Raw genomic sequence first — 17,484 nt, 5'->3', positions numbered from 1 at the left:
CCAACTCCCCGCCGATGTTCACTCCTTCGGGTGGCCAGGCATGTGATGCACGACTGCCACCCATCGGCACTGGAAGGGTCTGGAGCCGTACCGGGGGGCGCGTGTGTTGACGGATCGTCACCCGGGCTCATGGGCAGACGAAGAAACAAGAATGCGAGCACCGGTGCAGAAGATGCGGCCTGGGCGCAAGGGCAAGCAGACGGCTCCTGAAGGGGCCACGCCGGGCGCGACCACCCCTACAGAGCGCTCGTCAGAGCGTTCGTCAGAGGGTTCGTCCGAGCACGCGGCGGGAGAGAGCGCGGCGGCCGCGGCGACAGGACCCGCGGCCGGAGAGGGCTCCGACTCCGCAGGGTGGAACTCCGCGGGGCAGAACTCCACGGAGACGGAGAAGCCTGCCGCGCAGGCCGTCGACGCAGACCCCGCGAAGCCTTCCAAGCCCGTGCAGCAGTCCGTGCAGCAGCCTTCCAAGCCCGTGCAGCAGTCCGCGCAGCAGCCCTCCAAGCCCGTGCAGCAGTCCGCGCAGCAGCCCTCCAAGCCCGTGCAGCCGGTGAAGTCCGTCAACTCCAAACCCACCGCGCGCGTACGCAATCGGCTGCTCGTCGCCGTCGCCGTCGTGGCCGCCGCGATCGCCGGCGCCGGAGCGCCCGCGATCGTCGCCGCCTCCGGGCAACTGAGCGACGCGCAGAGCCTGGTGACCCTCGCCGAGCGCACCCAGGACGCCGTGTCCCTCGGTCACTCGCTGGCCGACGAGCGCGACGAGGTCACCTCGTTCATCGCGGCGGGCCGCCCGCAGGGCAAAGGGCTCTCCGAGAGCCGCAGCGCCCGCGTGGACCGCCAGGTCGCCGAGTTGCGGACGGTCGACGGGTCACTGTCCCTGCGCGCCGAACTCGACAACATCGGCGCCGTGCGCAGAGCGGCGCTCACTGGCAAGGGCACTGCCCTGGAAGCCCACACGGCGTACTCGAAGGCCATCACCGAACTGCACGGCCTCACCCGTGAACTCGCCGAGGAGACCCCGCCCCGCGCGGGCTCCGGCGCCTACGCGCTCGCCGATCTCGACCACGCCGTAGAGCAGGCGGCAAGCGCCCGCGGCCTGCTCCTCGCCACCCTCGCCGTCCCGCGTTCCACGGAGACGAGCACGGCCCTCGACCCCATCACCGGTCTGCCCACCACCGTGGTCGACGAGTCCTCCGCGTACGACAAGCGCCGCGACGGCCTCAGTACCGCAGCCCAGCAGGCCCACGTGCGCGAACAGGCGGCCATCGCCGACTTCCGGGACGCGGCCACGGACGGCGCCCGCAGCACGTACGACTCGACGGTCACGGGCAACGAGGTGACGACGGCGGAGAAGTACCTCTCCCGCCTCACCGACCAGCCCACGCTCTCCACCGCCGAGCAGCGGTACGACCGCAAGAAGCTCGACACCGCGCTCTCCGCCCGCATCGAGATGATGCGCGGCGCCGAGTCCGCCCTCACGGTGCAGCGCACCAAGGATCTCGCCAAGCTGCGCGACGACGACGTGACGGCCCTGGAGATCCGCGTCGCGCTCATCGGCGTCACGCTGCTCGTGGCGGTCGGCGTCTCCATGGGCATGGCCCGCAGCCTGACCCGTCCCCTCGCCGTCCTGCGTATCGGCTCGGCCCGCCTCGCCACCGAGCCCGCGCCCCAGGAGCCGATCCGCTTCACGGGCCGCGACGACGAGTTCGCCCAGGTCGTACGGTCCGTCAACGCGCTGCATGAGCACGCGGCCGCCCTCACCGAGCGCCAGACCACGCTCGAAGCGGACCGCAAGCACCTCATCGGCCAGCGCACGTCCATGGCCGACGAGCGCGAGAAGCTGCGCGCCGAACTGGCCGAGGCCGCCCAGCACTTGGAGCGGGTGCGGCAGTCCATCCACGGCACGTTCGTCAACCTGGCCCTGCGCACCCTGGGCCTGGTCGAGCGGCAGCTCGCCGTCATCGAGAACCTCGAGGACCGCGAGCAGGACCCCGACCGCCTCGCCACGCTCTTCAAGCTCGACCACTTCGCCACGGTCATGCGCCGCCACAGCGAGAACCTCCTGGTCCTCGCCGGGGCCGAGCACGGCCACCAGCACCCGGGCCCGGTCCCGCTGGTCGACGTCGTACGCGCCGCCGTCAGTGAGATCGAGCGGTACGAGCGGGTGCGTATCGCCACGCTGCCGCCGCACGCGCACGTCGCGGGCTTCGCCGCGGACGACATCAGCCACCTGGTCGCCGAGCTCCTGGAGAACGCGACCTCGTTCTCGCCGCCGGACGCCTCCGTCGAGGTCTCCGGCTGGCTCCTGGAGAGCGGCGAGGTCATGCTCTCCGTGCAGGACGAGGGCATAGGGGTCACACCGGACCGCATGGACGAGCTCAACACCCGCCTGGCGCAGTTCCGTCCGGATGACGCGTACGACCAGGAGAGCGGGGACGGGCTCGGGCTCGGCCTCTATGTCGTGGCCCGGCTCGCCGCGCGGCACGGTGCGCGGGTCCGGCTGCGCGAGCAGAAGCAGGGCGGCATCGCGGCCGTCGTGGTCCTGCCGAAGTCGATCCTCGCCGCGGCGCCCGCGGTGGGTACGCCGCCGATGGGTGTTCCGGTCGCCGGGACGGCCCCCGCGCTGCATCTGCCCGGCTCCGAGGCCGAGGCGAACTCCAATGTGCTGCCGGGGCGTGCGGCGGAGGCCGCGGCGGTGACCTCCGGCGCGGATCCGCTGATCGCGGCTGCGGAGCAGGCGGTGCGTGAAGCGGAGCCGGAGCTTGACGCTGGTCCCGAGGCCCAGGCGGAGCCCGAGGCCGAGTCCCAGGCTGATCCCGAGCCTTCGCCCGAGACGACCATGGAGCTTGCCCTTCCGCCGGTCCCGGAGACTCCGGAAGTCCCGGAAGCGGAGGCGCCGGAAGCCGAGCCCGACCGTGACCCCGCGCCGGTGCCCACCCCCAAGTGGGAGCGCGTCACCGACAAGGGGCTCCCCAAGCGCACGCCCAAGATCACCGCACCCGAGCCCACCGTGCCCAAGGCGCGCAGCGGCTCCGTGGACGCCGAAGCGCTGCGCAAGCGCCTGGGGGGCTTCCACCAGGGAGCGATAAGCGGCCGTCGCGACGTAGAGGCCGAACTGAACGACCGCAACGGCGAGACCAAAGAGACCAAAGAGACCAAAGAGACCGAAGAGACCCAAGAGACCCAAGAGACCGAAGAAAACATGGGGGACACAGTCGAGGAGGCAAGTAGTTGACTGCGCCCATGCGCTCACCCGGTTCATCCACCGGAAGCAGTACTTCCACCGGCGGTGAGAGAACCGCCGGGTTCGGCCTGAGCAGCGAAGCACGCAACCTGCACTGGCTGCTCACCAACCTCGTCGAGGATGTGCCGGGGCTGCTCTCGGTGGCCGTGGTCTCCTCCGACGGACTGCTCCTGCTCTCCTCCGACCCCGCACGCAACAACGAGCAGGCGGTCGACAACAGTTCGGGCCCCAAAGGCTCCAGCGCGGACCTCGCCACCATCGTGTCCGGTGTCGGTTCCCTCTGCATCGGGGCCTCCAAGCTGATGGACTCGGGGCCGGTCAAGCAGACCGTCGTCGCCATGGAGGAGGGCAGCCTCTTCGTGATGTCGATCAGCGACGGTTCGCTGCTCGGAGTGCACGCCACCCCGGACTGCGACATGACCGTCGTCGCGTATCACATGGCGCTCTTCGTGGGCCGCGCCGGGCATGTCCTCACCCCCGAACTCCGCAGTGAGCTGCGCCAGTCGATGGAGAGCGTCCGATGAGCAGTAAGCCCGGCAAGCTCCCCCAACGGGGCGGCGACCGCAAACCGGCCCGAGTCCGGCCCTATTCGCTCACCGGCGGGCGCACCCGATTCGGTCACGTCCTGCTCGTGGAGACGTTCGTGGCCGCGCTCGAGGCTCCCGAGGAGCGCCGCGAACTGCCGCAGGGCGACGCCATCGCGCGCGTCATGCCGGAGATGCGGGCCATCGTCGAGATCTGCCGCCGTATGCGTACGGTCGCGGAGATCGCCGCGCTTTTGAAGATGCCGCTCGGAGTGGTCCGCGTACTGCTCAGCGACCTCGCAGACCAGGGAAAGATCCGCGTGTACGGCACGGGCCACGGCCCGGGACAGCCGGACCGCGCGCTGCTGGAAAGGGTGCTCAGTGGACTCCGCCGTCTCTGACCTCCACCACCCGGGCCCCGACCCGGACGAGAACCTGCAAGCCTGGCAGACGGACCGCACCCGGGCCCCGATCGCGACGAAGATCGTGGTGGCGGGCGGTTTCGGCGTCGGCAAGACGACCCTGGTCACCTCGGTCTCCGAGATCACACCCCTCCAGACGGAGGCGCTGATGACGCAGGCGAGCGAGGGCACGGACGACCTCACGTCGACCCCGGACAAGACCACGACCACGGTCGCCATGGACTTCGGCCGGATCACGCTCGACGACGACCTCGTGCTCTACCTCTTCGGTACGCCGGGGCAGCAGCGCTTCTGGTTCATGTGGGACGACCTGGTGCGCGGCGCGATCGGCGCCGTCGTCCTCGCCGACACCCGCAGGCTCGCCGACTGCTTCCCCGCGCTCGACTACTTCGAGAGCTGCGGTCTGCCGTACATCGTGGCCGTCAACCACTTCGACGGCACCGAGGAGTTCGAGCCCGCGGACGTCCGCGACGCACTGACGGTCCCCGCGCACATACCGGTGCTGATCATGGATGCGAGGCAGCGGATCTCGGCGATCGAGTCCCTGCTCACGCTGGTCGGCCACGCCCTCGCAGTAACCCCCGAATAGCTCTTTCTGGTTTGAGCACGTCAGTACGTATCAGTACGTATCAATACGTACCAGCACGTAGGAGAAGTAGCCGCATGCGGAAGATACTCGTCGTCGGAGCCGGTCAGGCCGGGCTCCAGATCGCTCTCGGACTCCAGTCACAGGGGTACGAGGTCACCCTGATGTCCAACCGCACGGCGGACGAGGTCAGGTCCGGCCGTGTCATGTCCACGCAGTGCATGTTCCACACCGCGCTGCAGCACGAGCGCGACCTCCAGCTGAACTTCTGGGAGTCGCAGGCGCCGAAGATCGAGGGCGCCGGCGTCTCGGTCGCCGGGCCCGACTCGTCGCGTTTCATCGACTGGGTCGGCAAGCTGGACGGATTCGCCCAGTCCGTCGATCAGCGCGTGAAGATGGCGGGCTGGATGGAGACGTTCGCGCAGCGGGGCGGCCAGCTGGTCATCCACGGCGCGGCGGTCTCCGACCTCGACTACTTCTCCCGTACGTACGACCTGGTGCTCGTCGCCGCGGGCAAGGGTGAGCTCGTCTCGATGTTCGAGCGGGACGCCTCGCGTTCCCCCTACGACGTGCCGCAGCGCGCCCTGGCCGTCTCCTACGTCCACGGGATGGGGCCGCGGCCCGAGCACCCCGAGTTCGAAGCGGTGCGGTGCAACCTGGTGCCGGGCGTGGGCGAGCTCTTCGTCATGCCGACTCTGACGACGTCAGGGCGCGCGGACATCCTGTTCTGGGAGGGCCTGCCCGGCGGCCCCCTCGACGTCTTCCAGGGGATCAAGGATCCCTCCGAGCACCTGGCGCTGACGCTGGAGCTCATGGAGAAGTTCACGCCGTGGGAGTACGCGCGGGCGACCAAGGTCGAACTGACGGACGCGGGCGGCACGTTGTCCGGCCGCTACGCGCCGACGGTCCGCAAGCCGATCGGACGGCTGCCCAGCGGTGGCCTCGTCCTCGGCGTCGCCGACGTGGTCGTCGCCAACGACCCGATCACGGGACAGGGGTCCAACTCGGCCTCGAAGTGCGCGGCGTCGTACCTCTCGTCGATCGTCTCGCACGGCGACAAGCCGTTCGACGAGGCCTGGATGCAGTCCACGTTCGACGGTTACTGGGAGACGGCTCAGCACACCACCAAGTGGACGAACGCGATGCTGTCGCCGCCGCCGGAGCACGTCCTGAACCTGATCGGCGCGGCGGGCCAGCTGCAGCCGGTGGCGGATCGTTTCGCGAACGGCTTCAACGACCCGACGGACTTCGAGAACTTCTTCTACGAGCCGGAGAAGACGGGGGCGTACCTGGCGGGACTTGCGGGTTAGCTCGCACCCGGGGGCGGGCCGGGGGCCCCGACAGAGCCCCCGGTCAGACTGTCAGGCCCCGCGCCCAGCGTTCGGTGCCCCCGCCCGCCCGTACCCCGCGTCCCCGCCCTTCATCGCCCCGCGAGGCAACTTCGGCGGGGTGTAGTCCTTCATCGCTTCCGCCGAGGGGTCCGGGCGTACCGCTCCCAGCACGGGGTTCGCCGCGATGGGGGAGACCTTTACCCGGGACCCGGGCCGGGGGGCCTGGATCACCATGCCGTCGCCCAGGTAGATCGCCACGTGCGTGGCCTTGGGGAAGTAGACGATCAGGTCACCCGGGCGCAGCTTCCGCAGTGAGACCCGCCGCAGTTGCGCCCACTGCTCCTGCGACGTACGCGGGATCGTCTTCCCGGCCTTCGCCCATGCCTTTGAGGTGAGCCCGGAGCAGTCGAAGGACTTGGGTCCCTCCGCGCCCCACTTGTACGGCTTGCCGATCTGCCGCACGGCGTAGTCGAGCGCCGAATCCCCACGCTTGGACGGCGGACGCGACGGTGCGGAACCCCGAGAACCGGGAGAACCCGGAGATCCCTGAGATCCCTGAGATCCCTGAGATCCGGGCGTCGCGCTCAGTGAGCCCGATGCCAGGAACTTCCGCTGTGCGTCGGCCATCCCCTCCTCCTCCGCCCGCGCGAGCTCCGCAAGCTGCTCCGTGCTCAGCGAGGCGAGCAGTTCCTCGACCTCCTTCAGCTGCCCCTTGACCGTGTTCCGCTCCTCCTTCTGCTGGGCGGCGAGCGCGACTTGGGCCGCGAGGGCGCTCTTGGCCGTGGTTGCCAGCGTGGCCGCCGTCTTCTCGCCGCCGACCAGGCGCCGCACCGTCGCCGCCCGCTCCGCCGCCACGCGGCCGATCACATGCCCCTGGTCGAGGGCCTGCTGCGGGTCGCGGGCCAGGAGGAGGCGTACGTAGGGGGAGATCTCCGTGGTGCCTTGGTACTGCTGCCGTGCGAAGCGGCCCGCCGCGCCCTTGCCGGCGTGCACCGATGTGCGGGCGCGGGCCAGGCTGCCGTTCAGACGGGTCACCTCGGCGCGCTGCTCCTTGAGCTTCTGCGCCGTCGCGTTGTACGTCTCCGTCGACTCCTCGGCCTTCCGGTACAGCTCCTGAAGGTCTGTCAGGAGCTCGGAGACCGGGCGCTCGGTGGTGCCGTCGGGCTCCGGGACGGCGTACGCCGGAGACGCCGTCGCCAGCAACGCCCCGACCGCGGCTCCCGTACCGACCCACCGCAGCAGCCTGCCTGACATGCCATCACCTCCGGTGCGCGGCGGTAGGTCCGCCCCGCACCGCGAGCATCGGCCGCCCCGGCGCGGTCCGCCTCCGGAAGGTGCGCGGGCGGCGCAATGCGGTCACTCGTCCAGGGCCTCACGGCGCGCCGCCCTTGCCCCGACCGCGCTCAGTCGGCGCGCTCAGTCCGCCGCGCTCGCCCCGCCCGGCTTCGACCACGGCCACTTCAGGCCGGACCCGGCCTTGTCGCCCTCGGGGTCGTACTCGTACTTCCAGCCCTGGTGCAGCCCCAGCCGCCGCCCCGGGGCCTTGGCCGCTCGGCGGTACACGAGCACGGTGGGCGGGCCGCCCGCCTCGTCCGGCACGGGGACCCGGTACACCTTCGGGGGGTGGCCGGTCGGGCCGAGCAGGATGGGCAGTACGCGGCCGTCCAGGGGGCCACCCACGAAGGGGGTGTCTTCGCTCTTCACCCGCCCAGTGTCACAGCACCGGCGTCACAGCAGGTGCGCCGCGTCGCTCACCACCGGAAGGACTCGCCGGGCGAGCGAGCCCGCGGGGCCGTCCGCCGTCTCCATGGCCAGTGCGCCCCGTACCGCCTCCGCCGTCTGCGGGTCGCGGCCCGCGGAGGCCACCAGGACCGCCATGAACTGCTCGACGAGCCAGTCCCGCAGTTCGTCGAGCGACGGCTGCTTCTCCTCGTCGAGCCAGATCAGGGACGCCGCCTCGACGGAGGTGATCCACATCCGCACGGTCATCCTCAGGCGCGGGCCCGTGGCACCGACGACCTCCAGGTGGGCCAGGATGTGATCGGCGGCCGTCCTGCGCACCTCGTCCACGATGGCGGTCGTCCGCGAGGTCTCCACGACGCTGCCGCCCTGGAGGAGCGCACTGAAGCCCGCGTCGTGCTGGTCGACGAAGGCGAGATAGCGGTCGAGGGCGTTCGCGAGGCGCTGCGTGAGCGGGCCCTCCGGCGGCTCGTCGAAGCACTGCTCCAGCTCGTCGGCGGCGGAGCGCAGCGCGGCCTCGTACAACTGCTGCTTGCCGCCCGGGAAGTAGCGGTAGACGAGCGGCCGGGAGACGCCGGCGGCCTCCGCGACGTCGTCGAGGGAGACCTCGTCGGGTGCGCGCACCGCGAAGAGGGACAGGGCGGCCTCCTTGAGCTGCCGCTGCCGCTCTTCGACACTGAGGCGCCGGTACGCGCGGGTGGGAGCAGGCGAGGTCATGCCTCGCAGCGTATCCGCCCTGTCGAACAAACGCGCCGGAACCCTACGTACCCTCTTCACTGCGACAGCTCCGACAGCTCCGACAGCTCCGACAGGCCCGACAGCTCCGACAGGCCGCGACGGCTCCGACAGCTATGACGGCTACGCCAGCAGCCCCGAGCTCTTCCACAGCCGCCGCCCCGCGCCGCGCAGCACCCCGATGTCGTCAAGGAAGTCCGTCAGGCGCTTGGCCCCGGTCTGCATGATCTCGCGGCGGTGCGCACTCGCCTTGACCTGCGCCATGGCCTCCCGCCTGTCCAGTCCTACGTTCGTGTAGACCTCGGGGTTGATGAAGGCGACGGAGAAGACGCGGGCGAACTCGCCGGAGGTGAGGCGGGTGAACTCCTGGGACCAGCGCGGTGCCGTCACCATCTGGCGCCGCAGCTCCTCACGGGCGTACCGCACGTGGCGTGCCTCCTCCACGACGTGGATCCGCGTGACGCCGCGCACGAGGGTCTGGACGCGCTCGTCCGCGAACGTCAGGCGCTGCATCCAGTCGAGGATCTCCTCGCCGAGCAGCGTCGCCGTGAACGAACCGGGTGTCGTCGAGATGGTCTTGAAGAGGCGGCCGAGGTTCCGGTGCACGGTGCTGACCGGGTAGTACGGGGTGTCCCCGCGGGTGATCAGGCGCGCGAACATCTTCGAGTGCCGGCACTCGTCCTCGATCTCCGTCAGCGCGTACCGCACGTGGGAGCTCGTGGCGGGCTTGTCGTAGATGTGCCGTACGAGCAGCTGCATCAGGATCAGTTCGAACCAGATGCCGAGTGAGGCGAGCGCGGCGGCCTCGTGCTGGGAGAGCGCGATGCGCTGCTCCTCGCTCATCCGCTGCCACATCGGCGTGCCGTACAAGGACACCAGCTCCGGGGGCCAGAACCACTTGCCCTCCTCGAACGGTGCCTCCCAGTCAAGTTCCTTGTCGGGGTCGAAGGAGTGCTTGGCGGAGGAATCGAGCAGCCGCTCGGCCACCTGCTCCCGGTCCTTGAGCAGTCCCAGCGCGTCCCGCAGCCCTTCGATCGCCGCGTCCTCCGTGATGGTCGTCATGACTCTGCCCCTGCCTCGTCGTCAGAGTTACCGGCGGTCACGACTTATGAGACTGCTCGTCAGCAAGGCCGTCAATCCCTTGCGCACGACTTGTTGACCCCACGTCTACGAACGTGTGAGCCTGCCAATTACCAAGCGGTACAAGGCAGTCGAAAGCAGCACCAGGACAACGCCAGGCGAGTCAGGACGACGCCAGGCGATTACGGAGCAGACCGAGGCCGATTTCTTAGGAGCCGTCAGTGTCGACGCACGAGCTGTACACGCACGCCCCGGACGAGAACATCTGGCAGGTACCGGCGAACGGCGCGGCCCGCTTCAGCTGGGAGTACGACGAGGGCCGCGCCCGGCTGCTCGCCCTCTACCAGAAGGGCAAGGACAAGCAGTGGGACGGCGCCAAGCGCATCGCCTGGGATCTGGAGGTCGACCCGTACGACCCCCTGGGCACCCCCGACGAGTCCATGTCGCTCTACGGAACCCGCCACTGGGCGAAGATGACCGACCGCGACAAGGGCGAGCTGCGCAAGCACTACGCCTCCTGGCAGTTCAGCCAGTTCCTGCACGGCGAGCAGGGCGCGATGGTGTGCGCGGCGCGCATCGTGGAGTCCGTCCCCGACCTGGACGCCAAGTTCTACTCGGCGACCCAGACCATGGACGAGGCGCGGCACGCGGAGGTCTACAGCCGCTTCCTGCACGACAAGATCGGCATGCTCTACCCGATCAACGACAACCTCAAGTCGCTGCTCGGCGACACCCTGCGCGACTCCCGCTGGGACATGCCCTACCTCGGCATGCAGGTCCTCATCGAGGGCCTCGCGCTCGCCGCCTTCGGCATGATCCGCGACACGACGGACAAGCCGCTGCCGAAACAGATCCTCGCCTACGTCATGCAGGACGAGGCCCGGCACGTGGCCTTCGGCCGCATGGCCCTGCGCGACTACTACAAGCAGCTCTCCGACGCGGAACTGCGCGAGCGCGAGGAATTCGTCATCGAGGGCTGCTACTTGATGCGCGACCGTCTGCGTGGCGTCGAGGTCCTGGAGAACTTCGGCATCCCCAAGGCGGAGGCCGAGGAGTGCAGCGAGAACTCCGAGTTCCTCGCACTCTTCCGCCAGCTGCTCTTCAGCCGCATCGTTCCGTGCGTCAAGGACATCGGCCTGTGGGGCAAGCGGCTGCAGGAGGCGTACGTCGACATGGGCGTCTTCGACATGGGCAACGCCAACCTCGACCAGCTGATGGCCCAGGACGAGGAGATCGCCGAGAAACTGGACGCGGAGCGGTTCGCGGCGGAGGAGGGGGAGCGGGTCGCGGAGGTCGAGAACATGATCGCCTCGGGCGGCGCTCAGACACTCTGAAACCGCGAGCCTCTGAAACCGCGACCCTCTGAAACCGCGAGCCTCTGCCACCCCGGACCTCTGCCACCCCGGACCTCTGCCGCCCCGGGCCCCTGCCGCCCCGGGCCCTTGCCACCCCGAGCCCCTACCACCCCGATCCCCTGACACCGGAGCCCTGACAGCCCCCCCCCGCCACGTGATGGAGGTGGCAGCCCGTCCTACGACCCGTCGAGCACCGCCTCCATCACCGCCTTCGCCACCGGCGCCGCGCTCCCGCCGCCGCTGATGTCGCCCCGGTCCGCCGCCGCGTCCTCGACCACCACCGCAACCGACACCGACGGCTGTCCTTCGCCGGACTTCTGGGCCCAGGAGATGAACCAGGCGTACGGCGTGCCGGAGTTGTCGATGCCGTGCTGGGCCGTGCCCGTCTTGCCGCCGACCGTCGCGCCGGGGATCGCCGCGTTGCCGCCGGTTCCTTTCTCCACCACGTCCGTCATCAGCTCCCGCAGCTGCATCGCCGTGGCCGGGTTCATCGCCTGGTGGAGGGAGTCGGTGCCGGTGTTCTCCACCACGTCGCCGTCGTCGGTCGTGGTCTCGTCCACCAGGTGCGGGGACTGGACCTGGCCGCCGTTGGCCACCGCCGCCGACACCATCGCCATCTGCAGTGGCGTCGCCCTCGTGTCGTACTGGCCGATCGAGGAGAGCGCGAGCTGCGCGTCGTCCATGGACGTGTCGAAGTTGCTCGCCGCCACCGACGAGGGGATCTTCAGACCGGTGTCGTTGAAGCCGAAGTTCCGTGCCGTGCCCAGCATGTCGCTCAGGCCGGTGTCCGCGCCCAGCTTGGCGAAGACCGTGTTGCAGGACCACTCGAAGGCGTAGCGCAGGGGCGCGTTCGTGCAGCCGTCGACCTCGTTCGTCAGCTGCGTGGTCGTGCCGGGCAGCGTGTAGGGGTTGGGGGACTTGGTGGCGGCGTCCAGGTCCGTGACCGTGCCCGCGTCGAGCGCCGCCGCGGCCGTCACCACCTTGAACGTGGAGCCGGGCGGGTACGTCTGGCGGATCGCCCGGTTCAGCATCGGCTTCCTTGAGCTGCCGTTCAGCGAGGCCCAGGACTCCGCCACCGACCCACTGGTGCCGGAGAGCCGCCCGGGATCGTACGAAGGGGTGCTGACCAGGGCGAGGATCTTCCCGGTCGACGGCTCGATCGCGGCCACCGCGCCCTTCTTGCCGCCCAGCCCGGCGTACGCGGCCTGCTGCGCCGCCGCCTTGATGGTGGTCCGCACCTTGCCGCCCGGGTTCTGGGTGCGGCTGATGTCGTTCCACAGCGGGAGCGGCGCGAGCATCGGGTCGCTGCCGGAGAGGATGTCGTCCTCGGCGTTCTCCAGGAGGGTGGTGCCGTAGACCTGGGACGCGTAGCCGGTCACCGGGGCGTACAACGGGCCGTTCGTGTACGTCCGTTCGTAGCGGAGCTGCTCCCCGGTGTCCTTGGACCCGGTGATCTCGCGGCCGTCGACCATGATGTCGCCGCGCGGCTGGCCGAAGCGGGTGATGGCCTGGCGGCGGTTGGCGGGGTTGTCGTCGAGGCGCCCGGCCTGGACGACCTGGACGCGGGTCGCGTTCACGAGCAGGGCGATCAGGAGCAGCGCGCAGAACGCGGCGGCATGGCGGATGTACCTGGTCACGCGTCCTCCTTCAGGGGCCCCGCGGGCTGGCCGCGCGCCGAATCGCTGATCCGGATGAGCAGCGCCACGATGATCCAGTTGGTCACGACCGACGAACCGCCCTGTGCCAGGAAGGGCATCGCCATACCGGTCAGCGGAATGAGCCCGCTCACCCCGCCCGCGATCACGAACACCTGGAGCGCGACGATCGAGGCGAGCCCCACCGCGAGGAGCCGCCCGAAGGAGTCCCGCAGGGCGAGCCCGGCCCGGTAGCCGCGCTCCACCAGGAGCGCGTAGAGGAGGAAGATCGCCGCGAGACCGGCGAGGCCGAGCTCCTCGCCCGCCGTCGCCAGGATGAAGTCGGACTTGGCGGCGAAGCCGATGAGGATGGAGTGCCCGAGACCGAGCCCGGTGCCGAGCATCCCGCCCGCCGCGAACGCGAAGAGCGACTGGGCGAGTTGGTTGGGTCCTTCGCCCGCGTCGATGGAGGCGAAGGGGTGCAGCCAGTCCTCGACGCGGCTGTGCACGTGGGGTTCGAGCGAGCCCACCGCGAACGCGCCGATCCCGGCGAGCACCAGGCCGACCGCGATCCACCCGGTGCGCCCCGTGGCGACGTACAGCAGGACCACGAAGAGTCCGAAGAAGAGCAGTGAGGTGCCGAGGTCCCGTTCGAGGACGAGGACCCCGACGCTGAGCAGCCAGATGGCGACGATGGGCCCGAGCACGCGCCCGGTCGGCAGCTGGAGCTTCGTCAGTCTCCAGACCGTACGGCCGGTGTAGGCGAGGGCGTTGCGGTTGGCGGCCAGGTAGCTGGCGAAGAAGATCGCGAGCAGGATCTTCGCGAACTCGCCCGGCTGGATGGAGAATCCGCCGATCCTGATCCAGATCCGGGCGCCGTTCACGGCCGGGAAGAAGATCGGCACGATCATCAGGACGAGCGCGGCGACGACGCAGATGTACGCGTACCGCTGGAGGACCCTGTGGTCGCGCAGGAAGAGCACGACGCCGATGAAGAGCGCCACGCCGACGGTGGACCAGACGAGTTGCGTGGGCGCCGCCTCGTCGCCGGGGGTCTCCAGGTCGAGGCGGTAGATCAGGACGAGGCCCAGGCCGTTGAGGAGCACCGCGATCGGCAGGAGCAGCGGGTCGGCGTACGGCGCGCGGAAGCGGACCGCGAGATGGGCGAGGAGCGCGAGCACGCCGAGCCCGGCGCCGTAACCGGCGGCGCCGGGCGGGACGGTGCCGTTCTTGGCGAGGCCGACGTCGCAGTAGCCGTAGACCGAGAGCAGGACGGCCACGACGGTCAGGGCGACTTCGGTGCCACGGCGCCTGGGTACGCGAACAGCGGGTACGGACGGGGGCGCCGCTGCTGTTCCTGTCATGCCCGGAACGTAGCAAGCGATAGGCCTTGATGTCCGTTTATGTCACCGTGTGCTGGAGGTGCGTCAGCACCAGCGCGGCGCGGGCCCGATGTTGGAGATGTAGTGCGCGGCGCCCCATGCCCAGGTGCCGTTGGTCAGCAGGTACCAGCGGTTGTTGCCGCTGACGTGGTCGCCGGTCGTCTTGCAGTAGATGGAGACGACCCTGCCGTACGGCACGCTGCGGACCACGCGGCTGCCCCGGGTGGGGGCGGTGCGGAGCAGCAGTCCGTGCTTGGCGGTGACGCGGCCCTTGTAGACGCGCGGGTTGTTGGTGGCGTCGTCGGCCGCGGTGGCGGCGGGGGCGGTGAGGGTCAGGGCGGCGAGCGCGCCGCCGGCGACGAGTATGCCGAGCCGGGTGCCGGTCGCGGTGGGCCGAAGGGACATCGGGGTCTCCTCTGGGAGGCGGATGCGAAGCGGTCCTGAGGCCTTGAGGTCCTGACACCTTGAGGTCCTTGAGGCTTTGAGGCCTTGAGGACTGAGGTGGTGGAACTCGGGGCATAGGCCGCACTTCACATTAAAATCGGCATGTGGCGTGCGCAAAAGGTCACGCGGCGTCAAACCGCCCCTGGAACCGCCCTCAAGCCGCCCCGTCGGCATCCCTGGCATCGCCCCGAGCCGACTCGTCGTACGGCAGTGTCAGCGTCGCCACCGCCCCGCCGTCCGCCGCGTTCGCGAACGTGAGCCGCCCGCCGAGCACCGCCGTCTGGCCGAGCGCGATCGTCAGACCGAGCCCGTGCCCCCGGGACGTCCCCTCCGTACGGAACCGCTGCGGCCCGTGTTCCACCAGGTAATCCGGGTATCCGGCGCCGTGGTCGCGCACCGAGACCACCGGCCCGTCGACGGTGAGGACGACGGGCCGCCGTCCGTGCTTGTCCGCGTTGGCGATGAGATTTCCGAGCACCCGCTCAAGGCGCCGCCGGTCGGTCACCACACAGACATCGCGCAGGACGACCAGCTCGGCACCGACTCCCGAACCCCGCGCCGCGCGCTCGGCCAGTGGGGCGAGACGGTGGTCGTCCAGGTCGACGCGCTCGCTCTTCGCGTCGAGCCGGGAGATCTCCAGAAGGTCCTCGGTGAGGGTGCGCAGGGCGGCGACCCGGTCGCGCACCAGCTCCGTGGGACGCCCCGGCGGCAACAGTTCGGCCGCCGCGTGCAGGCCGGTCAGCGGTGTGCGCAGCTCGTGCGCCACGTCCGCGGTGAACCGCTGCTCGCTCTGGAGCTTGCCCTGCAACGAGGACGCCATCGTGTCGAGGGCGCCGGATACCGCCGCCACCTCGTCCTGGCGGCGGTCGGGCTCGCGGGTGCGCGGGTCGTTCACACGGGCGTCGAGGTCGCCCGTGCTGATCCGGCGAGCCACCCTCGCCGTCTGGTGCAGGCGCCGCGTCACACGCGTCACCGCGAACGCCCCGACCAGGAGCGTCGCCCCGATCGCGAGCGCCGATGAGCCGAGGATGGCCCGGTCGAGACCGTCGATGGTGCGGGCGCCCTGGGAGTAGTCGACCTGGACGGCGATGGCGCGCCGGTCCGTGGTGGGTCCGGCGGCCCACATCGTCGGCCGGGACTCCTGGGTGTCGACCATCGTCCCGCGCTCCCCGCTCACCGCGAGATGCCGCAGCCGCACGGGAAGGCCCGCCGGGTCGACCCCCGCGGCGGGGCCGAGGTCGTCGCCCGCCTCGTACGCCTCGGTGGCGTCGTCGAGCCGGGTGAGGGCGTGGTCGCGGGCCTGGCCCACGGTCTGGTTGGTCACCGAGACATGGACGAGCGCGCCGAGCAGCGCGGCGAGCGCGCAGCACATGACGGTGATGAAGACCGCGGCCTTCCAGGTCAGCGTCGCCGTCCAGGCGGGGGGCCGAAGCCCGCGCGGCAGCCGGTGGCTCATCGGCTCATCCTGTGGCTCATGGGTTTCCGCTCGGGGACGGCGAGGGCGAGGAGGCGGCGGAGGTGGAAGGTACGGGGCGGAAGCTGGCCGCGGGCTCGGGCTTGCGGGAGGGCTTGCTCGACGGCTTGCCCGACGGCGCGTTCGGGGAACGGACGATCTCGTCGGTCGTCGGCAGCATGGTCTTCTGGTGGGAGTCCCAGGACCAGACGGTGCGGTACTCGTACCCCCGCATGCCGGAGACGGCGCGGACGATCACCTCGTGTCCGGCGAGCTCGACGCCGATCACCGCGTCCCCCATCTCCATGATCTGCGTCAACTTCTGCTTCTCCACGGCATAGGCGCGGATGTCGAGATTCTCGGCGTGCCCTTGGGCCAGCCGGATGCCGACGATGAGGTCGTCCTTGCCGTCACCGGTGAGGTCGCGGTAGTAGGCGTTGAGGACGGGGCACTTGTCGTCGGCGGCGGAGTGTTGGCCGGTGCCGGTGCTGGTGCTGTGTCCGGGTTCGCATTCGGCCAGCTTCTGGGCGGTCTCCTTGTAGACCGCGTCCGAACGGCTGTACATCCCCGGATTCTTGGCGAAATCGGCCTTGGCGACGGTGACCGGGTCCACCTTGCGCAGGTCCCCGCCCGGTACGTCCACGCCCTTGACCGGCACGCTCTCCATCGTGCCGTAGTCCTCGGCGGGCGCCGACGGAGGCGGCAGCTTCGGCCACAGGCGCGTGGGTGCCTCCGCGGTGGGTGTCGAGCCCGCGCTGCGCAGCTCACCCGGGTCGCCGCAGCCACCGGCCAGCAGGGCCCCGGACGCGACGAGGCCCGCGGCGAGCGCGATACGGCTGCGGTGCACTGCACTCCTGCCTGCCGGCGGAGCGACCCGGGGGCGGCTCGGCTACGGCGCGAGGTCGGCGTAGAGAATGATGTTGTCGGTGCGGTGGCCGTCCTTGATCGGGCCACCGCAGGTCAGCAGGCGCAGCTCGGGTCGATCGGTCACCCCGTACACCTTATGGGTGGGGAAGTTCCCTTTGTTCACCTGTTCGATCTCGCGCACCTTGAACGTCGCGGTACTCCCGTCCGCTCGCGGCACCTCGATCTTGTCCCCCATTCTCACCTTTGCCACGTTCTTCATCAGCGCGGGCCCCTCCGCGGTGTCGTAGTGCGCGACCAGGACGGCCGTCCCCTTCTCGCCCGGGGTGACGCCGCCGGTCCACCAGCCCGGCTCGTCCGCCTTGTCCACGGGTGGCACGTCGAGCGCGCCGTCCGCGGCCACGCCGAGGTCGAGCATCGATGTGGCGTTGACACCGGCCGCGGGTATCCGCAGGCCCGTGGGCCGGGACTTCTCCAGCGGGGCGTGGGGGCGGGCGGCGGGTGCGGCGGCGGCGTTGTCGACCTTGACGTCGGGCGCGGGGTCGCCGGAACCCTGGCCGCAGGCGATCAGGCCGACGCCGAGGGCGGCGGTCAGCGTGGCGGCGGCTGCGATGCGGGTGGGGTGGCGGCGCTTGGTGGGGGTGCTCACGGGGGCTCCTGGGTGTGGCCTTGCGGTGCCGTGCTGGGGGAGTG

16 protein-coding genes are annotated in these 17,484 nt (G+C 70.4%); 6 read left to right on the top strand and 10 right to left on the bottom strand.

Features of this window, described 5'->3' with window-relative positions; all coding sequences use genetic code 11:
* The first annotated feature begins 151 nt into the window (after positions 1 to 151).
* The 5 genes from ACFVXC_RS09330 to ACFVXC_RS09310 all read left to right on the top strand — a co-directional run bounded on the left by ACFVXC_RS09330 (position 152) and on the right by ACFVXC_RS09310 (position 6,083).
* Entirely contained in the window at positions 152 to 3,232 is a 3,081-nt protein-coding gene (locus ACFVXC_RS09330; protein ID WP_389903247.1) for a nitrate- and nitrite sensing domain-containing protein, read from the top strand.
* Entirely contained in the window at positions 3,229 to 3,765 is a 537-nt protein-coding gene (locus tag ACFVXC_RS09325; RefSeq protein WP_389903245.1) for a roadblock/LC7 domain-containing protein, read from the top strand. The genes ACFVXC_RS09330 and ACFVXC_RS09325 overlap by 4 nt, the downstream gene beginning before the upstream one ends.
* Positions 3,762 to 4,166 carry a DUF742 domain-containing protein gene (locus ACFVXC_RS09320; protein WP_389903243.1) on the top strand — a complete coding sequence of 135 codons (405 nt, stop codon included), beginning with the start codon at positions 3,762 to 3,764 and terminating at the stop codon, positions 4,164 to 4,166. The genes ACFVXC_RS09325 and ACFVXC_RS09320 overlap by 4 nt, the downstream gene beginning before the upstream one ends.
* On the top strand, positions 4,147 to 4,776 hold the full coding sequence (locus ACFVXC_RS09315; protein WP_389903242.1) for an ATP/GTP-binding protein: 630 nt from the start codon (positions 4,147 to 4,149) through the stop codon (positions 4,774 to 4,776). Before ACFVXC_RS09320 ends, ACFVXC_RS09315 begins: the two co-directional genes overlap by 20 nt.
* 74 nt (positions 4,777 to 4,850) lie before the next feature.
* The gene (locus tag ACFVXC_RS09310) at positions 4,851 to 6,083 is read left to right on the top strand and encodes a styrene monooxygenase/indole monooxygenase family protein (protein ID WP_389903240.1); all 1,233 of its coding nucleotides are present in this window, start codon (positions 4,851 to 4,853) and stop codon (positions 6,081 to 6,083) included.
* 51 nt (positions 6,084 to 6,134) lie between these two features.
* Here the strand turns inward: ACFVXC_RS09310 and ACFVXC_RS09305 are convergent, their stop codons facing one another.
* From ACFVXC_RS09305 to ACFVXC_RS09290, 4 genes are all read right to left on the bottom strand, one after another.
* The gene (locus tag ACFVXC_RS09305) at positions 6,135 to 7,358 is read right to left on the bottom strand and encodes an NlpC/P60 family protein (protein ID WP_389903237.1); all 1,224 of its coding nucleotides are present in this window, start codon (positions 7,356 to 7,358) and stop codon (positions 6,135 to 6,137) included.
* Between the two features lie 162 nt (positions 7,359 to 7,520).
* Positions 7,521 to 7,808, bottom strand: a complete 288-nt coding sequence (locus tag ACFVXC_RS09300) for a hypothetical protein (RefSeq protein ID WP_389903235.1) — start codon at positions 7,806 to 7,808, stop codon at positions 7,521 to 7,523.
* Between the two features lie 24 nt (positions 7,809 to 7,832).
* Positions 7,833 to 8,561 (bottom strand): TetR/AcrR family transcriptional regulator, encoded by a 729-nt coding sequence (locus ACFVXC_RS09295; RefSeq protein ID WP_389903232.1) that lies wholly within the window; start codon positions 8,559 to 8,561, stop codon positions 7,833 to 7,835.
* A 141-nt stretch (positions 8,562 to 8,702) separates the two neighbouring features.
* Positions 8,703 to 9,641 (bottom strand): diiron oxygenase, encoded by a 939-nt coding sequence (locus tag ACFVXC_RS09290; protein ID WP_389903230.1) that lies wholly within the window; start codon positions 9,639 to 9,641, stop codon positions 8,703 to 8,705.
* A 239-nt stretch (positions 9,642 to 9,880) separates the two neighbouring features.
* Here ACFVXC_RS09290 and ACFVXC_RS09285 point away from each other — a divergent pair, with 239 nt between their 5' ends.
* Positions 9,881 to 10,993 carry a ferritin-like domain-containing protein gene (locus ACFVXC_RS09285; protein ID WP_389903227.1) on the top strand — a complete coding sequence of 371 codons (1,113 nt, stop codon included), beginning with the start codon at positions 9,881 to 9,883 and terminating at the stop codon, positions 10,991 to 10,993.
* Positions 10,994 to 11,190: 197 nt separating this feature from the next.
* On the opposite strand, the gene ACFVXC_RS09280 is transcribed toward ACFVXC_RS09285, so the two are convergent.
* The 6 genes from ACFVXC_RS09280 to ACFVXC_RS09255 form a co-directional block, all read right to left on the bottom strand.
* Positions 11,191 to 12,651 carry a penicillin-binding transpeptidase domain-containing protein gene (locus ACFVXC_RS09280; RefSeq protein WP_389903224.1) on the bottom strand — a complete coding sequence of 487 codons (1,461 nt, stop codon included), beginning with the start codon at positions 12,649 to 12,651 and terminating at the stop codon, positions 11,191 to 11,193.
* On the bottom strand, positions 12,648 to 14,012 hold the full coding sequence (locus tag ACFVXC_RS09275) for an FtsW/RodA/SpoVE family cell cycle protein (protein ID WP_389903221.1): 1,365 nt from the start codon (positions 14,010 to 14,012) through the stop codon (positions 12,648 to 12,650). Before ACFVXC_RS09275 ends, ACFVXC_RS09280 begins: the two co-directional genes overlap by 4 nt.
* A gap of 63 nt (positions 14,013 to 14,075) precedes the next feature.
* Entirely contained in the window at positions 14,076 to 14,435 is a 360-nt protein-coding gene (locus tag ACFVXC_RS09270) for an SH3 domain-containing protein (protein WP_389903218.1), read from the bottom strand.
* 193 nt (positions 14,436 to 14,628) lie between these two features.
* Positions 14,629 to 15,930 carry an ATP-binding protein gene (locus ACFVXC_RS09265; RefSeq protein ID WP_389903216.1) on the bottom strand — a complete coding sequence of 434 codons (1,302 nt, stop codon included), beginning with the start codon at positions 15,928 to 15,930 and terminating at the stop codon, positions 14,629 to 14,631.
* 16 nt (positions 15,931 to 15,946) lie between these two features.
* Entirely contained in the window at positions 15,947 to 16,774 is an 828-nt protein-coding gene (locus tag ACFVXC_RS09260) for a hypothetical protein (RefSeq protein ID WP_389903213.1), read from the bottom strand.
* A gap of 42 nt (positions 16,775 to 16,816) precedes the next feature.
* A complete protein-coding gene (locus ACFVXC_RS09255) occupies positions 16,817 to 17,440 on the bottom strand; it encodes a class F sortase (protein WP_389903210.1) in 624 nt (207 codons plus the stop codon).
* Positions 17,441 to 17,484 lie beyond the last annotated feature (44 nt).

The sequence above is a fragment of the Streptomyces sp. NPDC058257 genome (genome assembly GCF_042881845.1).
In the GTDB taxonomy this organism is placed as follows: Bacteria; Actinomycetota; Actinomycetes; order Streptomycetales; family Streptomycetaceae; genus Streptomyces.
Note: the sequence above shows the minus strand (reverse complement) of the source record. Positions and strands in the feature narration are given on the sequence as shown.

Excerpts from the sequence above, each read along its gene's own strand:
- ACFVXC_RS09330 (WP_389903247.1), top strand. The coding sequence starts at position 152 with ATGCGAGCACCGGTGCAGAAGATGCGGCCTGGGCGCAAGGGCAAGCAG.
- ACFVXC_RS09275 (WP_389903221.1), bottom strand. The coding sequence starts at position 14,012 with ATGACAGGAACAGCAGCGGCGCCCCCGTCCGTACCCGCTGTTCGCGTA.
- ACFVXC_RS09290 (WP_389903230.1), bottom strand. The coding sequence starts at position 9,641 with ATGACGACCATCACGGAGGACGCGGCGATCGAAGGGCTGCGGGACGCG.
- ACFVXC_RS09270 (WP_389903218.1), bottom strand. The coding sequence starts at position 14,435 with ATGTCCCTTCGGCCCACCGCGACCGGCACCCGGCTCGGCATACTCGTC.
- ACFVXC_RS09265 (WP_389903216.1), bottom strand. The coding sequence starts at position 15,930 with ATGAGCCACCGGCTGCCGCGCGGGCTTCGGCCCCCCGCCTGGACGGCG.
- ACFVXC_RS09310 (WP_389903240.1), top strand. The coding sequence starts at position 4,851 with ATGCGGAAGATACTCGTCGTCGGAGCCGGTCAGGCCGGGCTCCAGATC.
- ACFVXC_RS09295 (WP_389903232.1), bottom strand. The coding sequence starts at position 8,561 with ATGACCTCGCCTGCTCCCACCCGCGCGTACCGGCGCCTCAGTGTCGAA.
- ACFVXC_RS09320 (WP_389903243.1), top strand. The coding sequence starts at position 3,762 with ATGAGCAGTAAGCCCGGCAAGCTCCCCCAACGGGGCGGCGACCGCAAA.
- ACFVXC_RS09305 (WP_389903237.1), bottom strand. The coding sequence starts at position 7,358 with ATGTCAGGCAGGCTGCTGCGGTGGGTCGGTACGGGAGCCGCGGTCGGG.